Genomic DNA, 20,692 nt, shown 5'->3' on the forward strand with positions numbered 1-20,692 from the left:
AGGATATTTGGAGTATTATTTTTTGAGAAAAAATTTTTGCTATCTAAAAAATTATTATATTTGCACTCCGAAAAATGTTATTAATTAATAAAATTAAATATTAAAATTATGGCAAAGGAAACGTTTAATCGTAACAAACCACACTTAAACATTGGTACTATTGGTCACGTAGACCACGGTAAAACTACTTTAACAGCAGCAATTTCTAAAGTGTTGTCTGACAAAGGTCTTGCAGAAGCTAAGGATTTCTCTTCTATCGACTCTGCACCTGAAGAAAAAGAAAGAGGTATCACTATTAATACAGCTCACATCGAGTATGAAACCGCTAACAGACACTACGCTCACGTAGACTGTCCTGGTCACGCTGACTATGTAAAAAACATGGTAACTGGTGCTGCTCAGATGGACGGTGCTATCTTGGTGGTAGCTGCTACTGATGGACCTATGCCTCAGACTAGAGAGCACATCTTACTTTGTCGTCAGGTAAACGTACCTAGAATTGTTGTATTTATGAACAAAGTAGATATGGTAGATGATGCTGAGCTTCTTGAGCTTGTAGAGCTTGAAGTAAGAGATCTTCTTTCTACTTATGAATACGATGGAGACAATTCTCCTGTAATCCAAGGGTCTGCACTTGGTGCTCTTAACGGTGAAGCTAAATGGGTAGCTACTGTAGAAGAACTTATGGATGCAGTAGATACTTGGATCGAACAACCTGTAAGAGATCAAGATAAACCATTCTTGATGCCTATCGAGGATGTATTCTCTATTACTGGTCGTGGTACTGTAGCAACCGGTAGAATCGAGTCTGGTGTTATCAACACTGGTGACCCTGTAGATATCGTAGGTATGGGAGAAGAAAAATTAACTTCTACTATTACAGGTGTAGAGATGTTTAGAAAAATCCTTGACAGAGGTGAAGCTGGTGATAACGTAGGATTACTTCTTAGAGGTATCGAAAAAACTGATATCAAGAGAGGTATGGTAATCGCTAAGCAAGGTTCTGTAACTCCACACAAAAAATTCAAAGCAGAGGTATATATCCTTTCTAAAGAAGAAGGTGGACGTCACACTCCATTCCACAACAAGTATCGTCCTCAGTTCTATGTAAGAACAACTGACGTTACAGGTGAAATCTTCTTACCAGAAGGTGTAGAAATGGTAATGCCTGGTGATAACTTGACTATTACAGTAGAATTGCTTCAACCAATTGCTCTTAACGTAGGTCTTAGATTTGCGATTAGAGAAGGTGGTAGAACAGTAGGTGCTGGTCAGGTAACTGAAATTTTAGACTAATTTCTAAATTATCATAACTTTAATTAAAGCCTCCGTAGGGAGCATTCTTTGCGGAGCTTTATATCTACGGGCATCGTCCAATGGTAGGATACCGGTCTCCAAAACCGTTGATCTGGGTTCGAATCCTAGTGCCCGTGCAAATTAAATATAATGAGTTCATTAATAAGTTTTTTAAAAGGTTCTTATACAGAGTTTAAAGAGAAAGTAGAATGGCCTAAATGGGTAGACCTACAATCTTCTACTGCCGTAGTATCTATTGCTACTGTTATTTTAGCTTTGTTTACCTTTGGGGTAGATAATATGTTTAGTAAAGCTTTACAAAATATGCTTTCTATATTGATTAACTTATTTAATTAATTTCTATAACTATTTTTTCCGATGAGTGAGCTTAAATGGTATGTACTGAAGGCTATAAGCGGCCAAGAAAATAAAGTGAAAAGCTATATTGAGAATGAGATCCAAAGACTTAAGATGGATCAATATGTTACTCAGATAGTTATACCTATGGAAAAAACCATTCAGCTCAGAAACGGGAAAAAAGTTTTCAAAGAAAAACCTTACTATCCAGGGTATCTTATGATAGAGGCAAACCTTATAGGTGAGGTTCCCCATGTTATTAAAAATATTCCTGGTGTAATCTCTTTTTTAAGTCTTACCAAAGGTGGAGATCCTATCCCTATGAGAAGTGCTGAAGTGAGCAGAATGCTTGGTAAAATGGATGAACTTTCGGAGTTTGCAGTAGACTCTTCTATCCCTTATATGGTAGGAGAAAGCATCAAAGTAATCGATGGTCCGTTCAATGGTTTTGTAGGAACTATTGAGAAAATCAATGAAGACAAAAAAACTCTGGAAGTGATGGTTTCTATCTTCGGTAGAAAATCTCCTATTGAGCTTAAGTATATGCAGGTAAGCAAAGTGGTGTAATCTCCTTCTTTCGTTATCCTTTATTTCTTTTTTTATTCTTTTTCTGTATTTTTTGGGAAGAGTATATTGGGCTTGTTAGTGATGAATGTTGTATATTTGTTTGTTATACTTAATTATCATCATTTATGCGTTTCAAAATACAGCTTTTGTCTGCCTTATTAGGGCTATTTATATCTGTAAATGCTCAGTATATCCCTCAAAATATATCCAAAAAAATAATAAAAGAGGCTGAATTGTATGCTGAAAATACATACAATAAAATGTCCCAAGAGGAAAGAATAGGACAATTATTTATCGTCTCACTATATACCAACAAAGGGGAAGATTTTATCCAAAATGTCCGAAACCAAGTTGTGCAGGAGCATATAGGTGGACTTATTCTAATGCAAGAAGATGCCCATAGACAAGCTATGCTCATCAATGAATTTCAAGACAAAGCCGAGGTCCCTCTTATGATAGGAATAGACGCCGAGTGGGGATTGTATCAGAGATTTTCTATCGCATACAAATACCCTTGGGCAATAACACTGGGGGCGATACAAGACAATCACCTCATCTACGAAATGAGCTCTAAAATCGCAGAAGACTGTAAAAGAATGGGGATCAATTGGAACTTCGCTCCGGTAGTAGATGTCAATACCAACCCTGCAAATCCTATCATTGGGAATAGGTCTTTCGGCTCAGAAATTCAGAATGTTATTGCAAAGGGCTATGCATATGCAAAGGGACTTCAGGAGCACGGCGTAATGGCAAGTCTGAAACATTTCCCGGGACACGGAGATACAGACAAAGACTCGCATTTGGATTTACCCGTAGTGACATACGACACCATAAGGCTGAACCGTATAGAACTGGCGCCTTTCCGAGCACTAACCAAAGATAGCATCGGTGGAATAATGGTAGCACATCTCTATGTTCCGGCTTTGGAAAAAGAAAAAAACATACCGGCTTCTTTGTCGAAAAATATTGTTACCGATTTACTCAAAAACAAATACCACTACAAAGGGCTTGTGATTACAGATGCTCTAAATATGAACGCCGTTGCGAAAAAGTTTAGTGCCGGAGAAATAGATTTAAGAGCATTCCGAGCGGGAAATGACCTGATGCTGTTCTCTCAGGATGTGAAAACTAGTAAAAAATTAATCGCTCAAGCCCTACAAAATGGCACTATCCCAGAAAGCCGATTAAAAGAGAGTGTGATAAAAATCCTTAAAACAAAATATTTGCTCGGGCTTACCCACTTCAAACCTATTGACTTGAATAATATCCCCAATGCACTCAATAATCATACACACAAAGAACTTGTGGAGAAACTCTATGCACATGCAATTACTTTAATCAAAAACCAAAATAACCTTATCCCCCTAGATAAGGCACAAATTTATTATTATCTGCCTTTGGAGGAAGCTCCTTATCAAGTTTTTTATCAAGAGCTAAAGGCTAGAGCTAATGTGAAACTTATTTCGCCCAAAGACATTGATAATATTCCTAAAAACGCAGTTGTATTGATAGGACTGCATAAGGATAATTCTACGGCTTATAAGCCTTATAAAATATCTGAAAAGAGCAAAGCCATCATCCGTAAAATATCTTCCAATCACGCTACTGTATTAGACTTATTCGGAAGTCCATATGCACTGAAGGATTTGGATATTTCCAATGTTTCTGGCGTAGTTGTTTCCTATGAGAACAACACTCCATCTATGAGGGCATCTGCAAGAGCCCTTGCAGGAGAAACAACTATAGAGGGGAGACTCTCCGTACTTGTCAATTCCCAGCTACCCGCTGGCAGTGGCATTACCCTTAATCCAAAAAATAAATGAAAATGAAAATAGGTATTCTCTGTTATCCTACCTATGGAGGAAGTGGCATCGTTGCTACGGAACTTGGAACTAATCTCGCCCTAAAAGGCTATGAAGTCCATTTCATCAGTTCTAATCTTCCTGCCAGGCTGGATATGACCAATCCCAATATATTCTTCCACAAAGTAAATGTAGAGGCCTATCCGCTGTTTAAATATCAGCCGTATGATATTGCTTTATCCTCTGCTATTTTTCAGGTGGTAAAACTTTATAAGCTGGATTTGATACACGCTCATTATGCTATTCCTTATGCTTATGCCGCCTTTGTTGCCAAGCAAATGCTGAAGGAGGAAAATATAGATGTTCCTGTGGTAACTACTTTGCACGGCACAGACATTACCCTTGTAGGGCAGCACCCGAGCTATAAGGCTGCCGTAGAATTTTCCATTAATCACTCGGATACCGTAACCTCTGTATCTGAAAGTCTTAAAAAAGACAGTCTGAACGCCTTTAATGTAAAAAAAGAAATAGAAGTAATTCCCAATTTTATTGATAATGCTCTATTTGATACGACACATGGCTGCTGTAGAAAACAGTTTGCCAATGAAGACGAAAAAATCCTAATCCATGTTTCTAATTTAAGGAAAGTAAAACGCGTAAACGATGTTTTTGAGGTCTTTAAGAGGGTTCAAAAAGAAATCAATGCCAAGCTCATCATCATAGGAGAAGGACCGGAGATGGAACTTATTAACGACTATCTTTTCCAAAATCCGCACCTCATAGATAAAGTCCGTCTATTAGGGAAAACCAATGAACTTTATCCTATCTTGAAATGTGCCGATGTATTTCTGCTTCCTTCAGAACAAGAGAGTTTCGGGCTTGCTGCATTAGAGGCTATGGCAGCAGAAACAGCGGTAGTAAGCAGCAATGCCGGAGGCATACCGGAGGTAAATATACAGGGAGAAACCGGCTATCTCGCCTCTATAGGAGATGTGGAAACAATGGCAAAATATACCATAAAACTACTAAGTGACGAACCGCTGCTACAACGCATTAAACAAAATGCCAAACGCATAGCCTTGTCCTTTGACATTTCGAATATTCTACCAAAATATGAAGAAATGTACCAAAGAACCCTGAATAAAAATAAGGAATAAAAAGTTTTTGTTTTATGGACGATCTATATTTTTATCAGACTCTTGCCAGCCTTGAGAAGTTTTTGCTTGTTTCTTTTGCTTAGTAACGCAGCTTCCGTAGTTGTACGGCTTATCCATATACTAAAACAATTAGTATAATAAATATAAAAATTACCTATAAGCAATCTCTATTTACCAAAAACTCTTTATTTTTGTTTATCTTCTCTATCCAACATTATTAAATTGGTTTAAGAGCAAATATATAAAAAATAAGGTTTAGCTCATTCTTAAAAAATTCCAATATTTATATTTTTCGTAAATTATTCTGAAGCAAAATATAGTGAAGTTTTTAAAGCTTTTTGTATTAATATTGAAGCAAAAAAAGTAAGTGAGATTTCTGATATTTCACACCCAATAATCAATAAAAATTTTGATAAAATCAAAGTATGTATTCTAAGAAGAAGACTATAGAAATTTATTACTGTAAAAATTTGAAATTAAGTGATTTGACTAATTTGCCCAATTTTATGATTTTGGACACAAGAAGCATTATTGTATTAAAATAGTGATAATGAGTTTACTTTACAGAGGAATCATATCAATGGAATAGAAAGCTTTTTGGAGTTGTGTAAAATACGATTATCTTATTCATAAGCATAAGTTCTATTTCCATATAAAAGAATGTGAATTTAGATATAACAATAGAAGAGATAAAATTTGTACTTTGTCTGTGTAAATAGATACTAAACAACCCTTTTAAATTATTTTGAACTCTATTTTTTGTATAGTTCAATATCTATGATATAGAGAGTGTGGAGGGTAACCTTATTTTTATCTTAATTTTGAGAGGAATAAATAGACAGATTCTTCCATTTTTACCATTTATTTAATACAAAAAACTTATAAGTGAATTCTTAGAATAGCTTTTAAACAGGTCTAAATTTCGTCTATTTCGCTATCTATTGCCAATAGAAATTGTGCTAAAGAATCGTCCAAACGAATAATATCCCCTGTCTGAAAATTCATCTTTCCACCCGCTTTTATATTGAATGCTTTTGTTGTAAAATATAATGGTGCTTGATATTTTTCTTTGGATTGCAATCTTATCCTTGAACCTAAAAAACCTCCTGTGCTTATATCTGTAATATCTTTTGTAAGGTTTATTTTAAGGTAATGGTTCGCGGGAATTTCTATACGCTTACCATTAAGTTTAATTTTAGTATCTTTATTGAGTCCTATTATATAAACTTTATGGTTTTCTTCTTGGTTTTCACCGAATGCAAATTTGTAATAATAAAGAAGTACCGTATAATTATATATGTTTTTGCGAGGCGTTCCGTCTATGTTCTCTGGGAACTCCATCCGAAATGCATTAGCTCCGGTAATTTTAGCTTTATTATATATTGCCTTAAAATTTTCCTGTTGTTCCGGAACAGCATCTGATACCACTACTTTTCCCAAGAACTGAGCTTCGGGGATTTTGTTTTCCGGCAATTGCAAGAATCGCTTGTCATTATTTTTAATAATGTCTTTTGCCTCTACCAAATCGTAATGCTGAGAATAGACCAATGAACTTAGCCCTAAGCAAAAGCTTAATATAACATTCTTTACTTTCATCAGATCAATTTAGATTATAATCTAATAACAAAGCTACATAATTATTTTGAACTTTCGAAAGAATATTTTAACGAGCGTACCCAAGTGGCAAATGTAGTAAAAGCAACCACACTTAAGGAGCTTACCGGCATAAGGATCGCTGCAACCAACGGAGACATATGACCTGTAACGGCAAAAGCTAATCCTATCACATTATACAAAAGACTGATGACAAAGGTTATTTTGACAATCTTCATCGCATCTTTACTTAGAGCCAAATAATCCGGAAGGCATTTCATCACCTTGCCGTCCATTATAACATCCGAAGAAGGAGTAAACGAATTAGAATCTTCAGCAATGGCTATCCCCACATTACTTTGCTTGAGGGCTCCTGCGTCATTTAGCCCGTCTCCGAACATCGCTACCATTTGATGGACAAACTGTAGTTGTTTTACATACTCTAATTTATTTTCCGGTGTTTGATTAAATTTCATTTCTTTCACATTCGGAATGATTTCTTTCAATTTTTGTTCCTCCGAAGAATTATCACCACTCAATATATATATAGTATATTCTCCTAATTTTTGATAAACACCGGACAAGCCTTCTCTGTATTCGTTCTTGAACACAAATTTACCTAAAAACGCATCGTTTTTGGAAATATAAACGGCTGTCTCCATATCCCGAATCTGCTGTCCCACATAGCCTGCCGAGCCAATTTTATAACGATAACCTCTAACATCTGCCTCGTACCCCTTTCCTGTAAGCTCTTGGAAATTTTCTATTGGGAAATAATCATCTTCTATATCTATAAAGTCATAAAGGTTTTTAGACAAAGGATGACTGGAGTTTTTCAGTAAAGACTTAATATTTCTTCGGTCAAAATCATTTAACGGCTCTCCGCAATAAGTAATATTGGATTTTTTATTATGCGTAATGGTTCCTGTTTTATCAAATACCAAAGCATCCACTTTGGACAGTCTCTCCACGGTCAAAGCATCTTTCACATAAAACTTGTTCCTCCCCATAATTCTCATAATATGCCCCAAAGTAAAAGGCGCAGACAAAGATAAAGCACAAGGACAAGCTACAATAAGAATCGCAGTAACCACTTGGAACATTTTTTCTATATCTTTTTGTATCCAATATATACCTGCCGCAATAGTAATCCCTAAAATAATGAATGTAAAATATTTGCTAATCTTATTGGTAAAGGTATTTAATCCGTTATCTTCTTTTTGAAAAGCCTCTTTGTTCCACAGCTGTGTAAGGTAACTTTGGTTAACAGTTTTTATAACCTCCACCTCTATCATTGCCCCCATTTGTTTGCCTCCTGCAAATATCTTATCCCCAGGTACTTTGGAAACCACCGCAGACTCTCCCGTGATAAAGCTATTGTCTATATTCCCTTCTCCGTTAATGAGTATTGAATCTACAGGTACAATCTCTTGATTTCTCACCAGAATACGGTCGCCCACTTTGATATCCGAAAGAAGAATGTTTTTTTGCCCTCCTCCAAGCTCTACTTTGGTTACGGCAATAGGATAAAAGGACTTGTAGTCTCGGTCATAAGACAATGCACTATATGTTCTTTTCTGGAAAAACCTGCCAATGAGCATAAAAAAAATCAAACCGCAAAGCGTATCAAAATATCCCGGGCCATAATCCGTAAAGATTTCGTAAATACTCCTGACAAAAAGCACAAATATCCCCAATACAATAGGCACATCTATATTAACAATCTTATTTCTAAGCCCATACCAAGCCGATTTGTAATAATCTGAAGCAGAATAAAAAAACACAGGCACGGAAAGCATCAAAGTCAAATATCTGAAAAACGGCGCCATCTGTTTCAGCCAAAAATCCGTATGACGATAATTCCACGCAAAATACTCCGGCAGGGCAAACATCATTGCATTACCGAAAGCAAAACCTGCAATGGCTAATTTTATAATCAAGTCTTTATCCGTATGTTCTTCCTTTTTATCTATAGTCTCAAGGTTTATGATAGGCTTGTATCCCAGCTTAGAAAGAAACTTTGCCAGCTCGCTGAGTTTCATCTTGCTACTCCTATAAGTAATCTGAAGCGTTTTCTTGGTAAAATTAGCTTGAGAAAACTGAATATCAGGATTTATATCTTTCAAACTTTCGAGCAGCCATATACAAGACGAACAATGAATAGACGGTATCTTGAAACTCACTACCGTAGTATCTCCCTCGGAAAAATCTACGACCCGCTCAAAAACCTCCGGCGTATCCAAATAATCAAACTGAGACGCGCCCTCTTCATTCGGGCGGATACCTGCATTTTTGTTCAGTTCATAAAAAATCCCCAATTTATTGATATTAAGAATCTCGTATACCGACTTACAGCCATTACAACAAAAGCTCTTATCATCAAAAGAAATTCTTTCTTTATCAATATTTTGACCGCAGTGAAAACATTTTTCTGCCATTGCAAAAAAGTTAAGTGCACAAAATTATAATAAAAAACTTTGTCTTTACTACTAAAAAACTTTATTTTTGCTGATAAATATCAGTAAAATGTCTAATCAGAAGAAATGCAATATAGAGAAACGCTTTCAGGAAATCTTTAATGAGAATTCTTTTAAGAAGTATCTTGCTAAAGATGATTTTAAGAAATATTCTTCTGCAAAACAAAACCTTAAATACACTAAAGGAGACATCATCTTCGAAGACGGAGAGATAGCCAAAGGTGTTTATTTTATAGAAAAAGGCACGGTTAAACTATCAAAATCTGGTGTTTACGGAAAAGATCAAATATTAAGATTTATAAAAGAAGGTGATGTCGTGGGATATCGTTCTTTATTATGTGATGAAAATTTTCAAGCAAAAGCCGAAGCAATGACAGAGGTAGAAGCCACTTTTGTACCTACTAATATTTTCCTTCAGCTACTAGAGGCAGATTCCCGCCTGTCATTTGCTATGATGCAAAAAATCGCTTTTGAACTTGGTGAATCGTCTAACACTATCACTTTCCTTGCTCAAAAGACCGTGAGAGAACGCCTTGCAGAGATATTAATTCTATTAGAGCAAAAATTAGGTACCGACCCGGAAGGTTTTATAAAAATCTCCCTTACCAGAGAAGAAATTGCCAACCTCATCGGGACCGCTACAGAGAGTGCCATCCGTCTTATCTCTGAATTTAAACATGATGGGCTTATAGAGGTAGAAGGAAGATGCATCAAGATAAAAGATGCCGGAAAATTAATGAAAGTAGGGCATGTAATCCCTTAAAAAAAATAAAATGTCTGTACACTCGGAAATAAAAAAAATCACCACCGAAACACTAAAAAAAATGAAAGGCAATGGCACGAAAATCTCTATGCTTACTGCCTACGATTTCACTTCTGCAAAGATGATAGATGCCGGTGGTGTAGATGCGATTCTGGTAGGTGACTCTGCAGCTAATGTGATGGCAGGCTTTGAGACGACATTACCCATTACCCTTGACCATATGATTTACCACGCGCAGTCCGTTGTCCGTGGAACACAGAGGGCTTTGATCGTAGTGGATATGCCTTTCGGAAGCTATCAAAGCGACCCGAAAAGAGCACTAAAATCTGCTGTGAAAATAATGAAAGAAACCCAAGCAAGTGCTCTAAAATTAGAAGGCGGAAAAGAGATAGCCAAGTGCATCAAAAAAATTATAGATGCGGGAATCCCTGTAATGGGACATTTGGGATTAACCCCCCAAAGCATCAATCAGTTTGGTTCTTATAAAATCAGAGCTAAAGCGGAAGAGGAAGCCAATAAACTTATCGAAGATGCTTTACTTTTAGAAAAATTAGGTTGTTTCGCAATTGTTTTAGAAAAAATACCTGCCGCCTTAGCAAAAAAAGTAACAGAGCGCCTAAGTATCCCTACAATCGGTATAGGTGCCGGCGTAGAGTGCGACGGGCAAGTGCTCGTCTATCAAGATATGGTGGGAATGAATAAAGGCTTTGCCCCTAAGTTTCTCAGACAATATTTAGACCTACACACCGAGATTACCAATGCTGTATCTCAATATGTGCAAGATGTAAAAACCAAAAACTTTCCTAACGAAAACGAAAGCTACTAACCGCCCCCTACTCTTCTAAATATCCGTTCTATAATAAATCCTGATGTCTAAACAAATTTTTGATAAATCGCAAATCGTCTATGAAGACAACCATTTATTCATTGTTAATAAAAAGGCAGGGCAGTTGGTTCAGGGGGATAAAACAGGCGACGAGTCACTGATAGACCTTATTAAAAACTTCATCAAAGAACGGGACCACAAACCGGGGAATGTATTCTTGGGATTGGTGCATAGGATAGACCGCCCCACTTCCGGACTGGTGATATACGCTAAAACCTCTAAGGCCTTATCCCGACTCACTCAGATGGTAAAGAACCGAGAAATCAAAAAGACCTATTGGGCTATCGTTCCAAAAGAAATTATTCCCAAGGAACAAAAGCTGGTGCATTATCTAAAAAAGAATGAAAAAAACAATAAAGCGATTGTCTATCCGAAACCAACGGACGGCGCAAAGCAAGCCATATTATCTTATCGCATTATTAAAATATTAGACCACTACCAGCTGTTGGAAGTTCTTTTAGAAACAGGGAGACACCATCAGATTAGAGCTCAGCTCGCCAAAATAGGTATCCCTATAAAAGGCGACCTAAAATACAATGCCCCTCGCTCAAACCTCGATGGAGGCATCTCTCTTCACGCAAGAGCATTAGAATTCATCCACCCTGTAACCAAAGAACCATTAACCATCACCGCCGCTGTACCAAAAAATGATGCGATATGGGCAGCTTGTGAAAACGCCGTAGATTGAATTTGGACTGAATTTTGATTGTTATTCCAAAATGCAACCCATTTTAATTTTGGAATCGCAAGTTTTTTTTATAAAATCTTATCATTAATTTTGACCCAAAATAAAACAAATTAAAAGGGAATTATAATTATGTCCGATGTCATTAAACTCTTACCCGACCGCGTAGCCAACCAAATAGCTGCCGGAGAAGTGGTGCAAAGACCGGCCTCTGTAGTAAAAGAGTTGCTGGAAAACGCCATAGATGCCGGTGCTACAAAGATTGAACTCATTGTAAGAGAGGCAGGGAAAAACCTCATCCAAGTAGTGGACAACGGCTCAGGAATGACTGAAACCGATGCCCGAATGGCATTTGAAAGACATGCTACTTCCAAAATCCACGATACCGAAGATATTTTTGCGATTTCCACCAAAGGTTTTAGAGGAGAGGCTTTGGCTTCTATTGCTGCTGTCGCCCAAGTAGAACTTAAAACAAAAAAAAACGACGAGCAAATAGGTACCAATATTTATATAGAAGGAGGAAACTTGCAGTTTCAGGAACCGGCACAAACAACTGAAGGCTCTAATTTTTCTGTGAAAAACTTATTCTACAATGTTCCTGCAAGGAGAAAATTTCTAAAATCTAACAATGTAGAGTTTCGGCATATCATAGACGAGTTTCATCGTGTGGTGCTTGCCCATCAACAAATAGAATTTTCACTTCATCATAACGACGAAATTATTTTTAGACTAAGAAAAGGACCGCTTATCCAACGGATTACAGAGATATTCGGCAGAAAGATGGAGCCGCTTCTCGTTCCGGTAAAAGAGGATTTAGAATGGGTGAGGCTCTCGGGATATGTTGCCAAACCTGAGGGGGCAAAAAAATCCCGCGGAGAGCAATTTTTCTTTGTCAATGGACGCTTTTTTCGAAGCCCTTATCTCAGCAAAGCGGTGCAAGAAGCATTCGAAGGGCTTCTTATGTCCGGCTATATTCCTACATTTTTTCTTTATTTGGAATTAGCCCCGTCTAAGATAGATGTAAACATTCATCCTCAAAAAACCGAAGTAAAGTTTGAAGATGAAAACCTTATTTTTGCACTCTTACGCTCTACCATAAAAAAGGCTTTAGGGATATACAATGTAGCTCCAAGCCTTGATTTTGACCGAGACGAAAACAGAGATAAATTACTCGGCATACAGCACCAAGCCTATAAAAAATCTTTTGAAAATACCTCAATAACAGTAAACAGAGATTTTAATCCGTTCAGAGAACAGACTAAGCCTTCGCCTCAAGAAACAATAGCTATCAATCAATTTTACCAAAGCAGCATAACCGATGCCGAGCCTTCTAAAATCAACCTTTTTGAAGATGAAGATTTTGACGAGGACTTAATGAGACTTCCCAACGGCTATTGGCTCTTTAATAAAGGTGATGCTACGCTGATGCTGGATCTGGGGAGGATGCACCGCGTGGTATTGGCTGAGGCACAAAAGGAAAACAAAGCTTCTCATACCGGTAAAAAACTACTCTTCTCGATGGAGTACCGCCTATCCGAAATAGAAAAACTGAAATATAAATCCGTAAAAAAACACCTTCCTAAATTGGGTTTTGAGCTGGAACTCGGAGAAGAAAATGAACTTATCATCAATGCCATTCCCTTCGGATTAGATGAAAAACAAGTCCACGATTTCTTTGAAAAACTTTTTGAAATAATGGACTACAAAACAGAGGAAGAGTTTATGTCCTACTACGAAAGCCAATGGGTGAGAATACAATCTAAGTCTCGTTTTGATTTTCTGTACAAAACGGAAGTGGAACAATTGATAAAAGATTTCACAGAACTTGGGTTTCCATCCTATACTCCCGATGGCAAAAAATGCTTCATAGAACTTCCTCTGGAGGAGCTTAAAAACAATATAAAAAATTAAATATGCTAAAAAATATTCCACCGATTACACGAGGACTCATTATTATAAATTTCGTCGTTTTCATTCTTTCTACATATGTACTCCCTCCTAACATATCAAACTATTTAGGGGCATATTTTCCATTATCGCCAAACTTCCGTTCGTGGCAAATCATCACTCATATGTTTATGCACGGTGGGTGGATGCACATTATTTTCAATATGGTCGCACTATGGAGCTTTGGACCGCCATTGGAGAGAATATTGGATGAGAAAAAATTTGTTATCCTCTACTTCATCAGCGGCATAGGAGCTTTTATTTTGTTTAATGCTTGGAATTATTATCAGTATTACGAACTCATTAATATGCTAAAAGCTCAAGGGGTAGATTTACACGAAATATTACAATACTCTAAACTTGATGATAACGGTTTCTTCCTACAACTAAATGGAACCGCAGGAGAGCTTCAGAGCTTTTTACTAACCCCTATGGTAGGGGCTTCGGGAGCTTTGTTTGGCGTCATTGCCGCCTTTACCGTAATCTATCCCGATGCTGAACTGATATTTCTTTTTATTCCTTTTCCTATTAAGGCGAAAATTTTATTCCCCATCATCATAGTGGGGTCTCTGTTTTTAGGAATTAGGCAAAGCGACGGAGATAATATTGCTCATTTTGCACACTTGGGTGGTGCTTTAGTTGGATTTATTTTAATCAAAATATGGACGTATAATAGATTTAGAATCAATTAGATGAAAAGGGTACTACGCCTCATATTACTTTTAGTACAAATCCTCCTCTTTATGATAATGGGAGCAACATTGCTCAACGCCTATATCCCGCCTAAGCTCTTTGTTGGCTTCAATTTTTTGTCTTTGGCATTCCCTATCGTTGTTATTCTGTACAGCCTTATTTGCTTCTTCTGGATTGCTACTTGGAGAAAAAGAGGGCTGGTTACTTTATTTTTACTTATTCTATTCCTTCTGCCTATCGAGAGGTGGGGCAATTATTCTCCAAATACAAATCCAAAAGGAATAAAAATTATTACCTATAATACCAAACAAGACAATAAAAGCCACAAAGAAAACATTATTGCTTTTTTAGAAAAAGAGAACCCCGACATTGTTCTTCTGCAAGAATCCAATATGAAAGAAAATATAGACGCCCTACCCTATCACTTTCACAGTGGTTTAGTAAGCATATACAGCCGATACAAAATTATCGGTTCCGGTAAGGTAATGGATTTTAACGACAATAGTTTCTCTGCCTATGCAGATCTCCGCATTCGTGGAAAGATAGTGCGTGTTCTCTCGGTTTATCTCTCCCCTTTTAACTTAGAAAAAGACATGGTAAAGCCTACCGGAGACCTTGCTCAGAATGAACAAAAAGCACAGTCTTTGGCAGGTATGCTTGCCCCGAATTTCAAAAAGCACCAATACCAAGTAGAGCAGATAAAGAATTTCGTAGAGCAATCGCCTTATCCTGTAATTATAGGCGGAGACTTTAATTCTGTGCCTAATTCCTACGAATATTACCATATTGCGAAGGGGATGAAAGACAGCTTTTTGGAAGTAGGAAACGGGCTGGGTACTTCGTTCCACGACTTTAAATTCCCAATAAGAATAGACTATTTATTCTGTTCAAAAAGCATTACCCCCTCTTTTTTCAAAACGGATAGAACGGTGCATCTTTCTGACCATTTCCCTATCATCGGGTACTTCGATATCCCTTGAAACAAATCTTTTTCCTATTTTTTTTGGATATATCTAAAAAAAAACTATATTTGTTCGATTTTAGAATAATTCTAATCTTGATAAATAAAAATCATTATCTGAAATTAAAAATTTCATAGAGTTTTTATTAAATATTTGCTTTTTAATTATATTTAAACAATAAAAATATGGATGCAGCTATGGCGAGCCCGAAGAAAGGGCACCCGAAAGGTTTATACCTTTTATTTTTCACGGAGATGTGGGAGCGTTTCAGTTACTATGGAATGCGGGGTATTTTGGTTTTATACCTTACCAAAAAATATATGGAAGGAGGTCTGAATATAGACTCTTCAACGGCAACACTCATCTACGGATGGTTTACCGGATTGGTGTATTTCACACCGCTCATTGGTGGCTGGCTGGCTGATAATTTTTTAGGGCAAAGAAAAGCCATTACCATCGGAGGAATCACGATGATGATCGGGCAGTTTGTGCTGTTCTCAATAAACACCCACACAGGAATGTATCTCGGTCTATTATTACTCATTATCGGGAACGGATTTTTTAAGCCTAATATTTCTACTCTTGTAGGAGGATTATACCCTGAGAACGACCCACGCCGCGACTCTGCCTTTTCTATCTTCTATATGGGTATCAATCTTGGTGCATTGATTGCCCCGATTGTAGTGGGCATATTAACAGATGATTTGTTTGCTACCCAAAATGTAGACGGAAGTATAAAGTATGGTTATAGATGGGGCTTTTTGGCATCTGGTATAGGTATGCTTTTAGGACAGATTATTTACAATACTTCGGCTAAAAAATACTTGGGCGATCTCGGTATGCACCCGATAAAGAAAAAAGAGTCTCTAAAAGAGGAAGAGCTGGAAGTGGCTGCAATAGCTGACAATCCGGGACTTGCAGAGAAAGGAAGCGACCTCTACACCGCAGAAACACAGGTGGATGATCAAGAGAAAAAGAGAATTGAAAGACAACGTGTAACGGTTATTTTTATTTTCTTCTTCTTTGCTATTTTCTTCTTTGCAGGCTTTGAGCAGGCGGGTTCTTCTCTTACGCTTTATACGGATCAATTCATCAACCGAGATGTGACATTGCCTTTCATCGGAAATTATACCATTCCTACGCCTTTGTTCCAGTCTGTGAACCCTTTATTCATTATGATTTTGGCACCTTTATTTGCTATCTTTTGGCAAAGTAAAATAGGACAAAAACTGACTACGCCATTCAAAATGGGATTGGGTATGGTTATACTCGGATTGGGATTTGCGTTTATGCTAATGGCAGTTTATCACGGTAGCGGCGATAAGTATTCCATCTTTATTTCCAACCAAGAAATCGTAGCCAAAGCCAGCGTATGGTTAGTGGTACTCACTTATCTTTTGCACACTATTGGTGAACTTTGTTTGTCGCCTGTGGGCTTGTCGGTGGTAACCAAACTTTCGCCACCGCGCTTAGCCTCTCTGTTGATGGGCGTATGGCTACTGGCATCGTTCTTTGCCAATGTCATCGGCGGACAGTTGGCATCTACCATCGAAAAACTTGGTGCCGGACCGATATTTTTCTACGTATCGCTCTTCGTCATCTTCTGCGGCTTGGTGATGCTTGCCCTAAACAAAATCATTGTAAAAATGATGCACGGGGTGAAGTAAGCTGTGAAATTTCAAGCAACCTCTCAAAAAGGTTCTAAAAATAATTCTTTACAAAAAACTCTGATTAATCAGAGTTTTTTTTTAAATTTAGCCCGAAGTTTACAAAATATTGTATTTTGTGTTTTTTAATAATTATTTAAAAGTAGATTGATATGTCGGAAAAGAAATCTTTTTTTCAGTTAGCAAAATCGCTGAAGCCAAATTTTTGGTGGGCGAGTAGTATGGAACTTTTTGAGCGCTGGGCGTGGTACGGAATGTTCTCTGTATTAGCATTATACCTTACAGGTTCTACGGATAGCGGCGCCTTAGGATTTTCCCAAATTCAGAAGGGGCAAATTATGGGGATTGTTACCGGTATTCTCTATTTCCTTCCCTTGATTATGGGCGTTATTGCTGATAAAATAGGTTTCAAGATTTCCCTTATTATTGCCTTTCTCATTTTAGGCTCGGGCTACTATATGATGGGGACGGTATCCACTTATACCTCTGTTTTCGTAGCGTTTATGTTTTTGGCGATAGGTGCGGCACTCTTTAAGCCTGTGGCATCCGGAGTCATTACCAAATCTACCAACGACGAAAACTCAAAACTCGGCTTTGGGCTGTTTTATATGGTGGTGAATATCGGCGGATTTGTAGGTCCTATGATGTCGTCTTACCTTAGGACGACTTATGGTTGGAAACTTATTTTTATCCAAGGAACCATCGTGATTGCCCTCAACCTTTTGATTGCGTTATTCTTTTTCAAAGAACCGAAAGTGGAAAAAGAAAAAGAGTCTGTCGGGGCTGCCATTATCAGTGTATTTACGAATATTTGGGAGGCGGTAAAAGATGTAAAACTGACGGTTCTTCTGATCATTATGATTGGATTTTGGACGATGTTCAACCAATTGTTCTACACCCTTCCTACTTTCATTGAGGACTGGGTAGATACGATGGCACTGCATAATTCTATTGCTAAATTTTCACCGGCATTGGCGAATATCATGAGCGGCGACGGAAATAGCGTGAATCCCGAAATGATGATAAACATAGATGCCGGAGCTATCGTAGTATTCCAGATATTGATATCAATGCTGGTGACCAACACCCGACATGTAACGGCGATGATTAGAGGCTTTATCGTGGCGATTATCGGTATCGGGTTGACTTTTTATTTCCAAAACGGCTGGTATGTGATTGTCGGCATTGTAGTTTTTGCACTAGGAGAGATGACCACCAATCCTACTTTTTCGGCATTCATTGCGAGTATTTCGCCGAAAGGAAAAGAAGCCCTCTACCAAGGGACTTATTTCTTGCCGGTAGCAGCAGGTAATTTTTTGACGACCTTTATCTCCGGAAACCTTTATCAGTCTTGGTCCGACAAGCTTTCTTTACTGCAAAGAGAATTGGCAGTCCGCCATATCGAAATGCCGAAAATAGGCGAACATTTTACCAAAAATGATTACTACAAAATGGCGGCAGAAAAACTGCATATGAACCAGTCCCAAATGACGGAAATGCTCTGGCAGAGCTACGAGCCGCATAAAATTGCGTATGTCATAGTAGCCATCGGCGTGGTAACTTGTTTAGCCTTGTTTATTTATGATCAAACGGTTATCCGCCCGAGAGAGAAAAGGGATTTGGCTATAAAATTAGAAGAAAACCCTAATGTAGAAGACCGCTTTTAGTCTTAATTATAATCTGAATATTAACAATGAAAAATTTAACCTTAGCCGAAATTCAGAATTTTAAGGGTAAATACCCCAAGCAGATATGGAGTCTGTTTTTCTCGGAGATGTGGGAGCGGTTTTGTTTCTACGGTATGCGGGGGATGCTTACCTATTTCATGGTATATGAGCTGTTTATGAAAGACGACACGGCACAGCTGCAATATGGAGCCATTCAGGCTTTTGTGTATGCGTTTACTTTTATCGGCGGCTTGTTTGCAGATAAAATACTGGGATTCAGAAAATCCCTTTTCTGGGGTGCGATATTGATGATCACCGGAAGCTGCATATTGGCGTACAATCCGCATCAATTTTTCTTTTTGGGCATCAGCTTCACCGTGATTGGCACAGGATTTTTTAAACCCAATATTTCTACCATGGTAGGCCAATTGTACAAAGACGGAGACGAACGCAGGGACGCAGGTTTCTCACTTTTTTATTCGGGGATTAACCTTGGCGCGCTGTTGGGCGGTGCGATTTGTATCTATTTGGGCAAACATTACTCTTGGAACTGGGCTTTCGGTATGGCGGCTGTTGTGATGACTATCAGTTTGGTTAATTTTATTTTCACAAAGAAAAAATTAGGTCCCATCGGGCTTTCGCCTTTGGAGTTGTTTCAACAAAAAAATGGGGCACTCGGCAAAGAGTATGAAACATTTACCGCCGAATCGCTTGGTGATACGGATAACGATCCGGCAGCAAAATGCCCTAAAAAGTGGCACGAATACGCTGTTTATATTTTATCGCTGGCGGCAATTCCGCTGATTATGACGATGGTATCCAAAACAGAATACACGAATTTGTTTATGTATATCGTAGGACCGCTTACGCTGATTTATTTATTCTGGGAAATGGCAAAATGTACACATTCCGAGCGTAAAAAATTAGGGGCTACATTAGTATTTATCGTGTTTTCCATATTGTTTTGGGCTATCTACGAACAGGCGGGAGGTTCTCTTTCCTTGTTTGCGGCACGAAACCTGAACAACCGCTTGCTGGGAATTACCGTAGACCCGAACAGCATCAACAATGCGGCAAATTCACTATTTGTAATTATACTTGCTTTTCTGTTCAGCTTGTTATGGTTGGCATTGGCAAAGAAAAAGAAAGAACCTAACTCGGTCGTAAAATTCGGATTGGGCTTCTTATTCTTAGGTGCGGGCTTTTTCTTATTCTACTTGCTGAGATTCTTTGCCGGAACCGACGGGGTTTCCAGTCTCAATATGTTTGTCGTGGCATATTTGGTTGTTACTTGCGGAGAATTAGCCCTCTCGCCGATAGGCTTATCTTTGATGACCAAACTCTCTCCGATGAAACTGCAAGGCGTAATGATGGGTATGTGGTTCCTCGCAAGTGCTTACGGGCAGTATCTTGCAGGGATATTGGGTGCAGGGCTTTCCCACGGCGTAAATGAAAAAAGCAGTAATTATGATTATTTAATTGAGTATACAGCAGGATACAGGCATTTTGCTATTTACGCACTGATTGCCGGAGTCGTGCTCATTGCTATTTCGCCAATCGTAAGAAAACTAATGCAGGAAGTAAAATAATAAATTTCTAATTATGAAAAAATTAACACTTATATTGTCATTATTTCTAATCGGAATAATGAATGCCCAACAAGTAAAATGGATGACCTTTGATGAAGCAGTGGCCGCCCAGAAGAAAGAACCGAAAAAAATCATTATGGATATCTATGCTCCTTGGTGCGGACCTTGCAAACAAATGCTGGCAAAAACCTATGGCAATCCTAATATTGCCAAGATGATCAATGATAACTTTTACGCCGTAAAATTCAATGGTGAAGGAGACGAAAAAATTCATTACAGCGGAATGGTATTTGGAAATCCCAACTACCGTCCAAATGTTTCAGGGAAAAATGCCCCTAATGAATTTACAATATTCTTAGGTGTGGAAGCCTATCCTACAACTATTTTTATAGATACCGACGGAAATATTATCACCAATTTAAGAGGTTTTTTCCCACCTAAAGAATTAGAGCCTTATCTTAGCCTCTTCAAAGCAGATGATTATAAAAAAATCAAAACCAAAGAGGAGTGGGATGATTATCAAAAAAAGATAAGAGCAAACTCTTCTTTAAGCGAATAAGTTACATTATAAAAATATCTTAACG

The 20,692-nt window shown here is 37.9% G+C and carries 17 protein-coding genes and 1 tRNA gene; 16 read left to right on the forward strand and 2 right to left on the reverse strand.

Annotated elements, in window-relative coordinates:
- Positions 1-108: 108 nt before the first annotated feature.
- The 6 genes from tuf to bshA all read left to right on the forward strand — a co-directional run bounded on the left by tuf (position 109) and on the right by bshA (position 5,179).
- Entirely contained in the window at positions 109-1,296 is a 1,188-nt protein-coding gene (tuf, locus tag BLS89_RS06965; protein ID WP_092736923.1) for an elongation factor Tu, read from the forward strand.
- Between the two features lie 66 nt (positions 1,297-1,362).
- A tRNA-Trp gene (locus BLS89_RS06970) sits at positions 1,363-1,433 on the forward strand.
- Between the two features lie 13 nt (positions 1,434-1,446).
- Positions 1,447-1,653, forward strand: coding sequence for a preprotein translocase subunit SecE (gene secE / locus BLS89_RS06975; protein WP_092736925.1), 207 nt, complete (start codon positions 1,447-1,449; stop codon positions 1,651-1,653).
- Between the two features lie 21 nt (positions 1,654-1,674).
- Positions 1,675-2,220, forward strand: coding sequence for a transcription termination/antitermination protein NusG (gene nusG, locus BLS89_RS06980; protein WP_092736927.1), 546 nt, complete (start codon positions 1,675-1,677; stop codon positions 2,218-2,220).
- 125 nt (positions 2,221-2,345) lie between these two features.
- Entirely contained in the window at positions 2,346-4,043 is a 1,698-nt protein-coding gene (locus BLS89_RS06985; RefSeq protein ID WP_092736929.1) for a glycoside hydrolase family 3 protein, read from the forward strand.
- A 2-nt stretch (positions 4,044-4,045) separates the two neighbouring features.
- Positions 4,046-5,179, forward strand: a complete 1,134-nt coding sequence (gene bshA / locus BLS89_RS06990; RefSeq protein ID WP_092736975.1) for an N-acetyl-alpha-D-glucosaminyl L-malate synthase BshA — start codon at positions 4,046-4,048, stop codon at positions 5,177-5,179.
- A gap of 915 nt (positions 5,180-6,094) precedes the next feature.
- On the opposite strand, the gene BLS89_RS06995 is transcribed toward bshA, so the two are convergent.
- Both BLS89_RS06995 and BLS89_RS07000 read right to left on the reverse strand, forming a co-directional pair.
- Entirely contained in the window at positions 6,095-6,775 is a 681-nt protein-coding gene (locus tag BLS89_RS06995) for a hypothetical protein (RefSeq protein ID WP_092736931.1), read from the reverse strand.
- A gap of 41 nt (positions 6,776-6,816) precedes the next feature.
- Complete coding sequence (locus tag BLS89_RS07000; protein WP_092736933.1) at positions 6,817-9,210, reverse strand: heavy metal translocating P-type ATPase; 2,394 nt, start codon at positions 9,208-9,210, stop codon at positions 6,817-6,819.
- Positions 9,211-9,298: 88 nt separating this feature from the next.
- On the opposite strand from BLS89_RS07000, the gene BLS89_RS07005 reads away from it, so the two are divergent.
- The 10 genes from BLS89_RS07005 (at position 9,299) to BLS89_RS07050 (ending at position 20,667) form a co-directional block, all read left to right on the forward strand.
- Positions 9,299-10,012 (forward strand): Crp/Fnr family transcriptional regulator, encoded by a 714-nt coding sequence (locus BLS89_RS07005; protein WP_092736935.1) that lies wholly within the window; start codon positions 9,299-9,301, stop codon positions 10,010-10,012.
- Positions 10,013-10,022: 10 nt separating this feature from the next.
- Entirely contained in the window at positions 10,023-10,838 is an 816-nt protein-coding gene (gene panB / locus BLS89_RS07010; protein ID WP_092736937.1) for a 3-methyl-2-oxobutanoate hydroxymethyltransferase, read from the forward strand.
- 43 nt (positions 10,839-10,881) lie between these two features.
- A complete protein-coding gene (locus BLS89_RS07015; RefSeq protein WP_092736939.1) occupies positions 10,882-11,586 on the forward strand; it encodes an RluA family pseudouridine synthase in 705 nt (234 codons plus the stop codon).
- Positions 11,587-11,715: 129 nt separating this feature from the next.
- Positions 11,716-13,494, forward strand: a complete 1,779-nt coding sequence (gene mutL, locus BLS89_RS07020) for a DNA mismatch repair endonuclease MutL (RefSeq protein WP_092736941.1) — start codon at positions 11,716-11,718, stop codon at positions 13,492-13,494.
- Between the two features lie 2 nt (positions 13,495-13,496).
- Positions 13,497-14,222 carry a rhomboid family intramembrane serine protease gene (locus BLS89_RS07025; RefSeq protein WP_092736943.1) on the forward strand — a complete coding sequence of 242 codons (726 nt, stop codon included), beginning with the start codon at positions 13,497-13,499 and terminating at the stop codon, positions 14,220-14,222.
- Positions 14,223-15,203 carry an endonuclease/exonuclease/phosphatase family protein gene (locus tag BLS89_RS07030; RefSeq protein ID WP_092736945.1) on the forward strand — a complete coding sequence of 327 codons (981 nt, stop codon included), beginning with the start codon at positions 14,223-14,225 and terminating at the stop codon, positions 15,201-15,203.
- 167 nt (positions 15,204-15,370) lie between these two features.
- The gene (locus BLS89_RS07035; protein ID WP_092736947.1) at positions 15,371-16,852 is read left to right on the forward strand and encodes a peptide MFS transporter; all 1,482 of its coding nucleotides are present in this window, start codon (positions 15,371-15,373) and stop codon (positions 16,850-16,852) included.
- Positions 16,853-17,004: 152 nt separating this feature from the next.
- Positions 17,005-18,519, forward strand: a complete 1,515-nt coding sequence (locus BLS89_RS07040) for an MFS transporter (RefSeq protein WP_092736949.1) — start codon at positions 17,005-17,007, stop codon at positions 18,517-18,519.
- 26 nt (positions 18,520-18,545) lie between these two features.
- Positions 18,546-20,108 (forward strand): peptide MFS transporter, encoded by a 1,563-nt coding sequence (locus BLS89_RS07045; protein WP_092736951.1) that lies wholly within the window; start codon positions 18,546-18,548, stop codon positions 20,106-20,108.
- 13 nt (positions 20,109-20,121) lie between these two features.
- A complete protein-coding gene (locus BLS89_RS07050; RefSeq protein ID WP_092736953.1) occupies positions 20,122-20,667 on the forward strand; it encodes a thioredoxin family protein in 546 nt (181 codons plus the stop codon).
- Positions 20,668-20,692 lie beyond the last annotated feature (25 nt).

Origin of the sequence: Riemerella columbipharyngis, from assembly GCF_900101995.1 — a bacterium.
In the GTDB taxonomy this organism is placed as follows: domain Bacteria; phylum Bacteroidota; class Bacteroidia; order Flavobacteriales; family Weeksellaceae; genus Riemerella; species Riemerella columbipharyngis.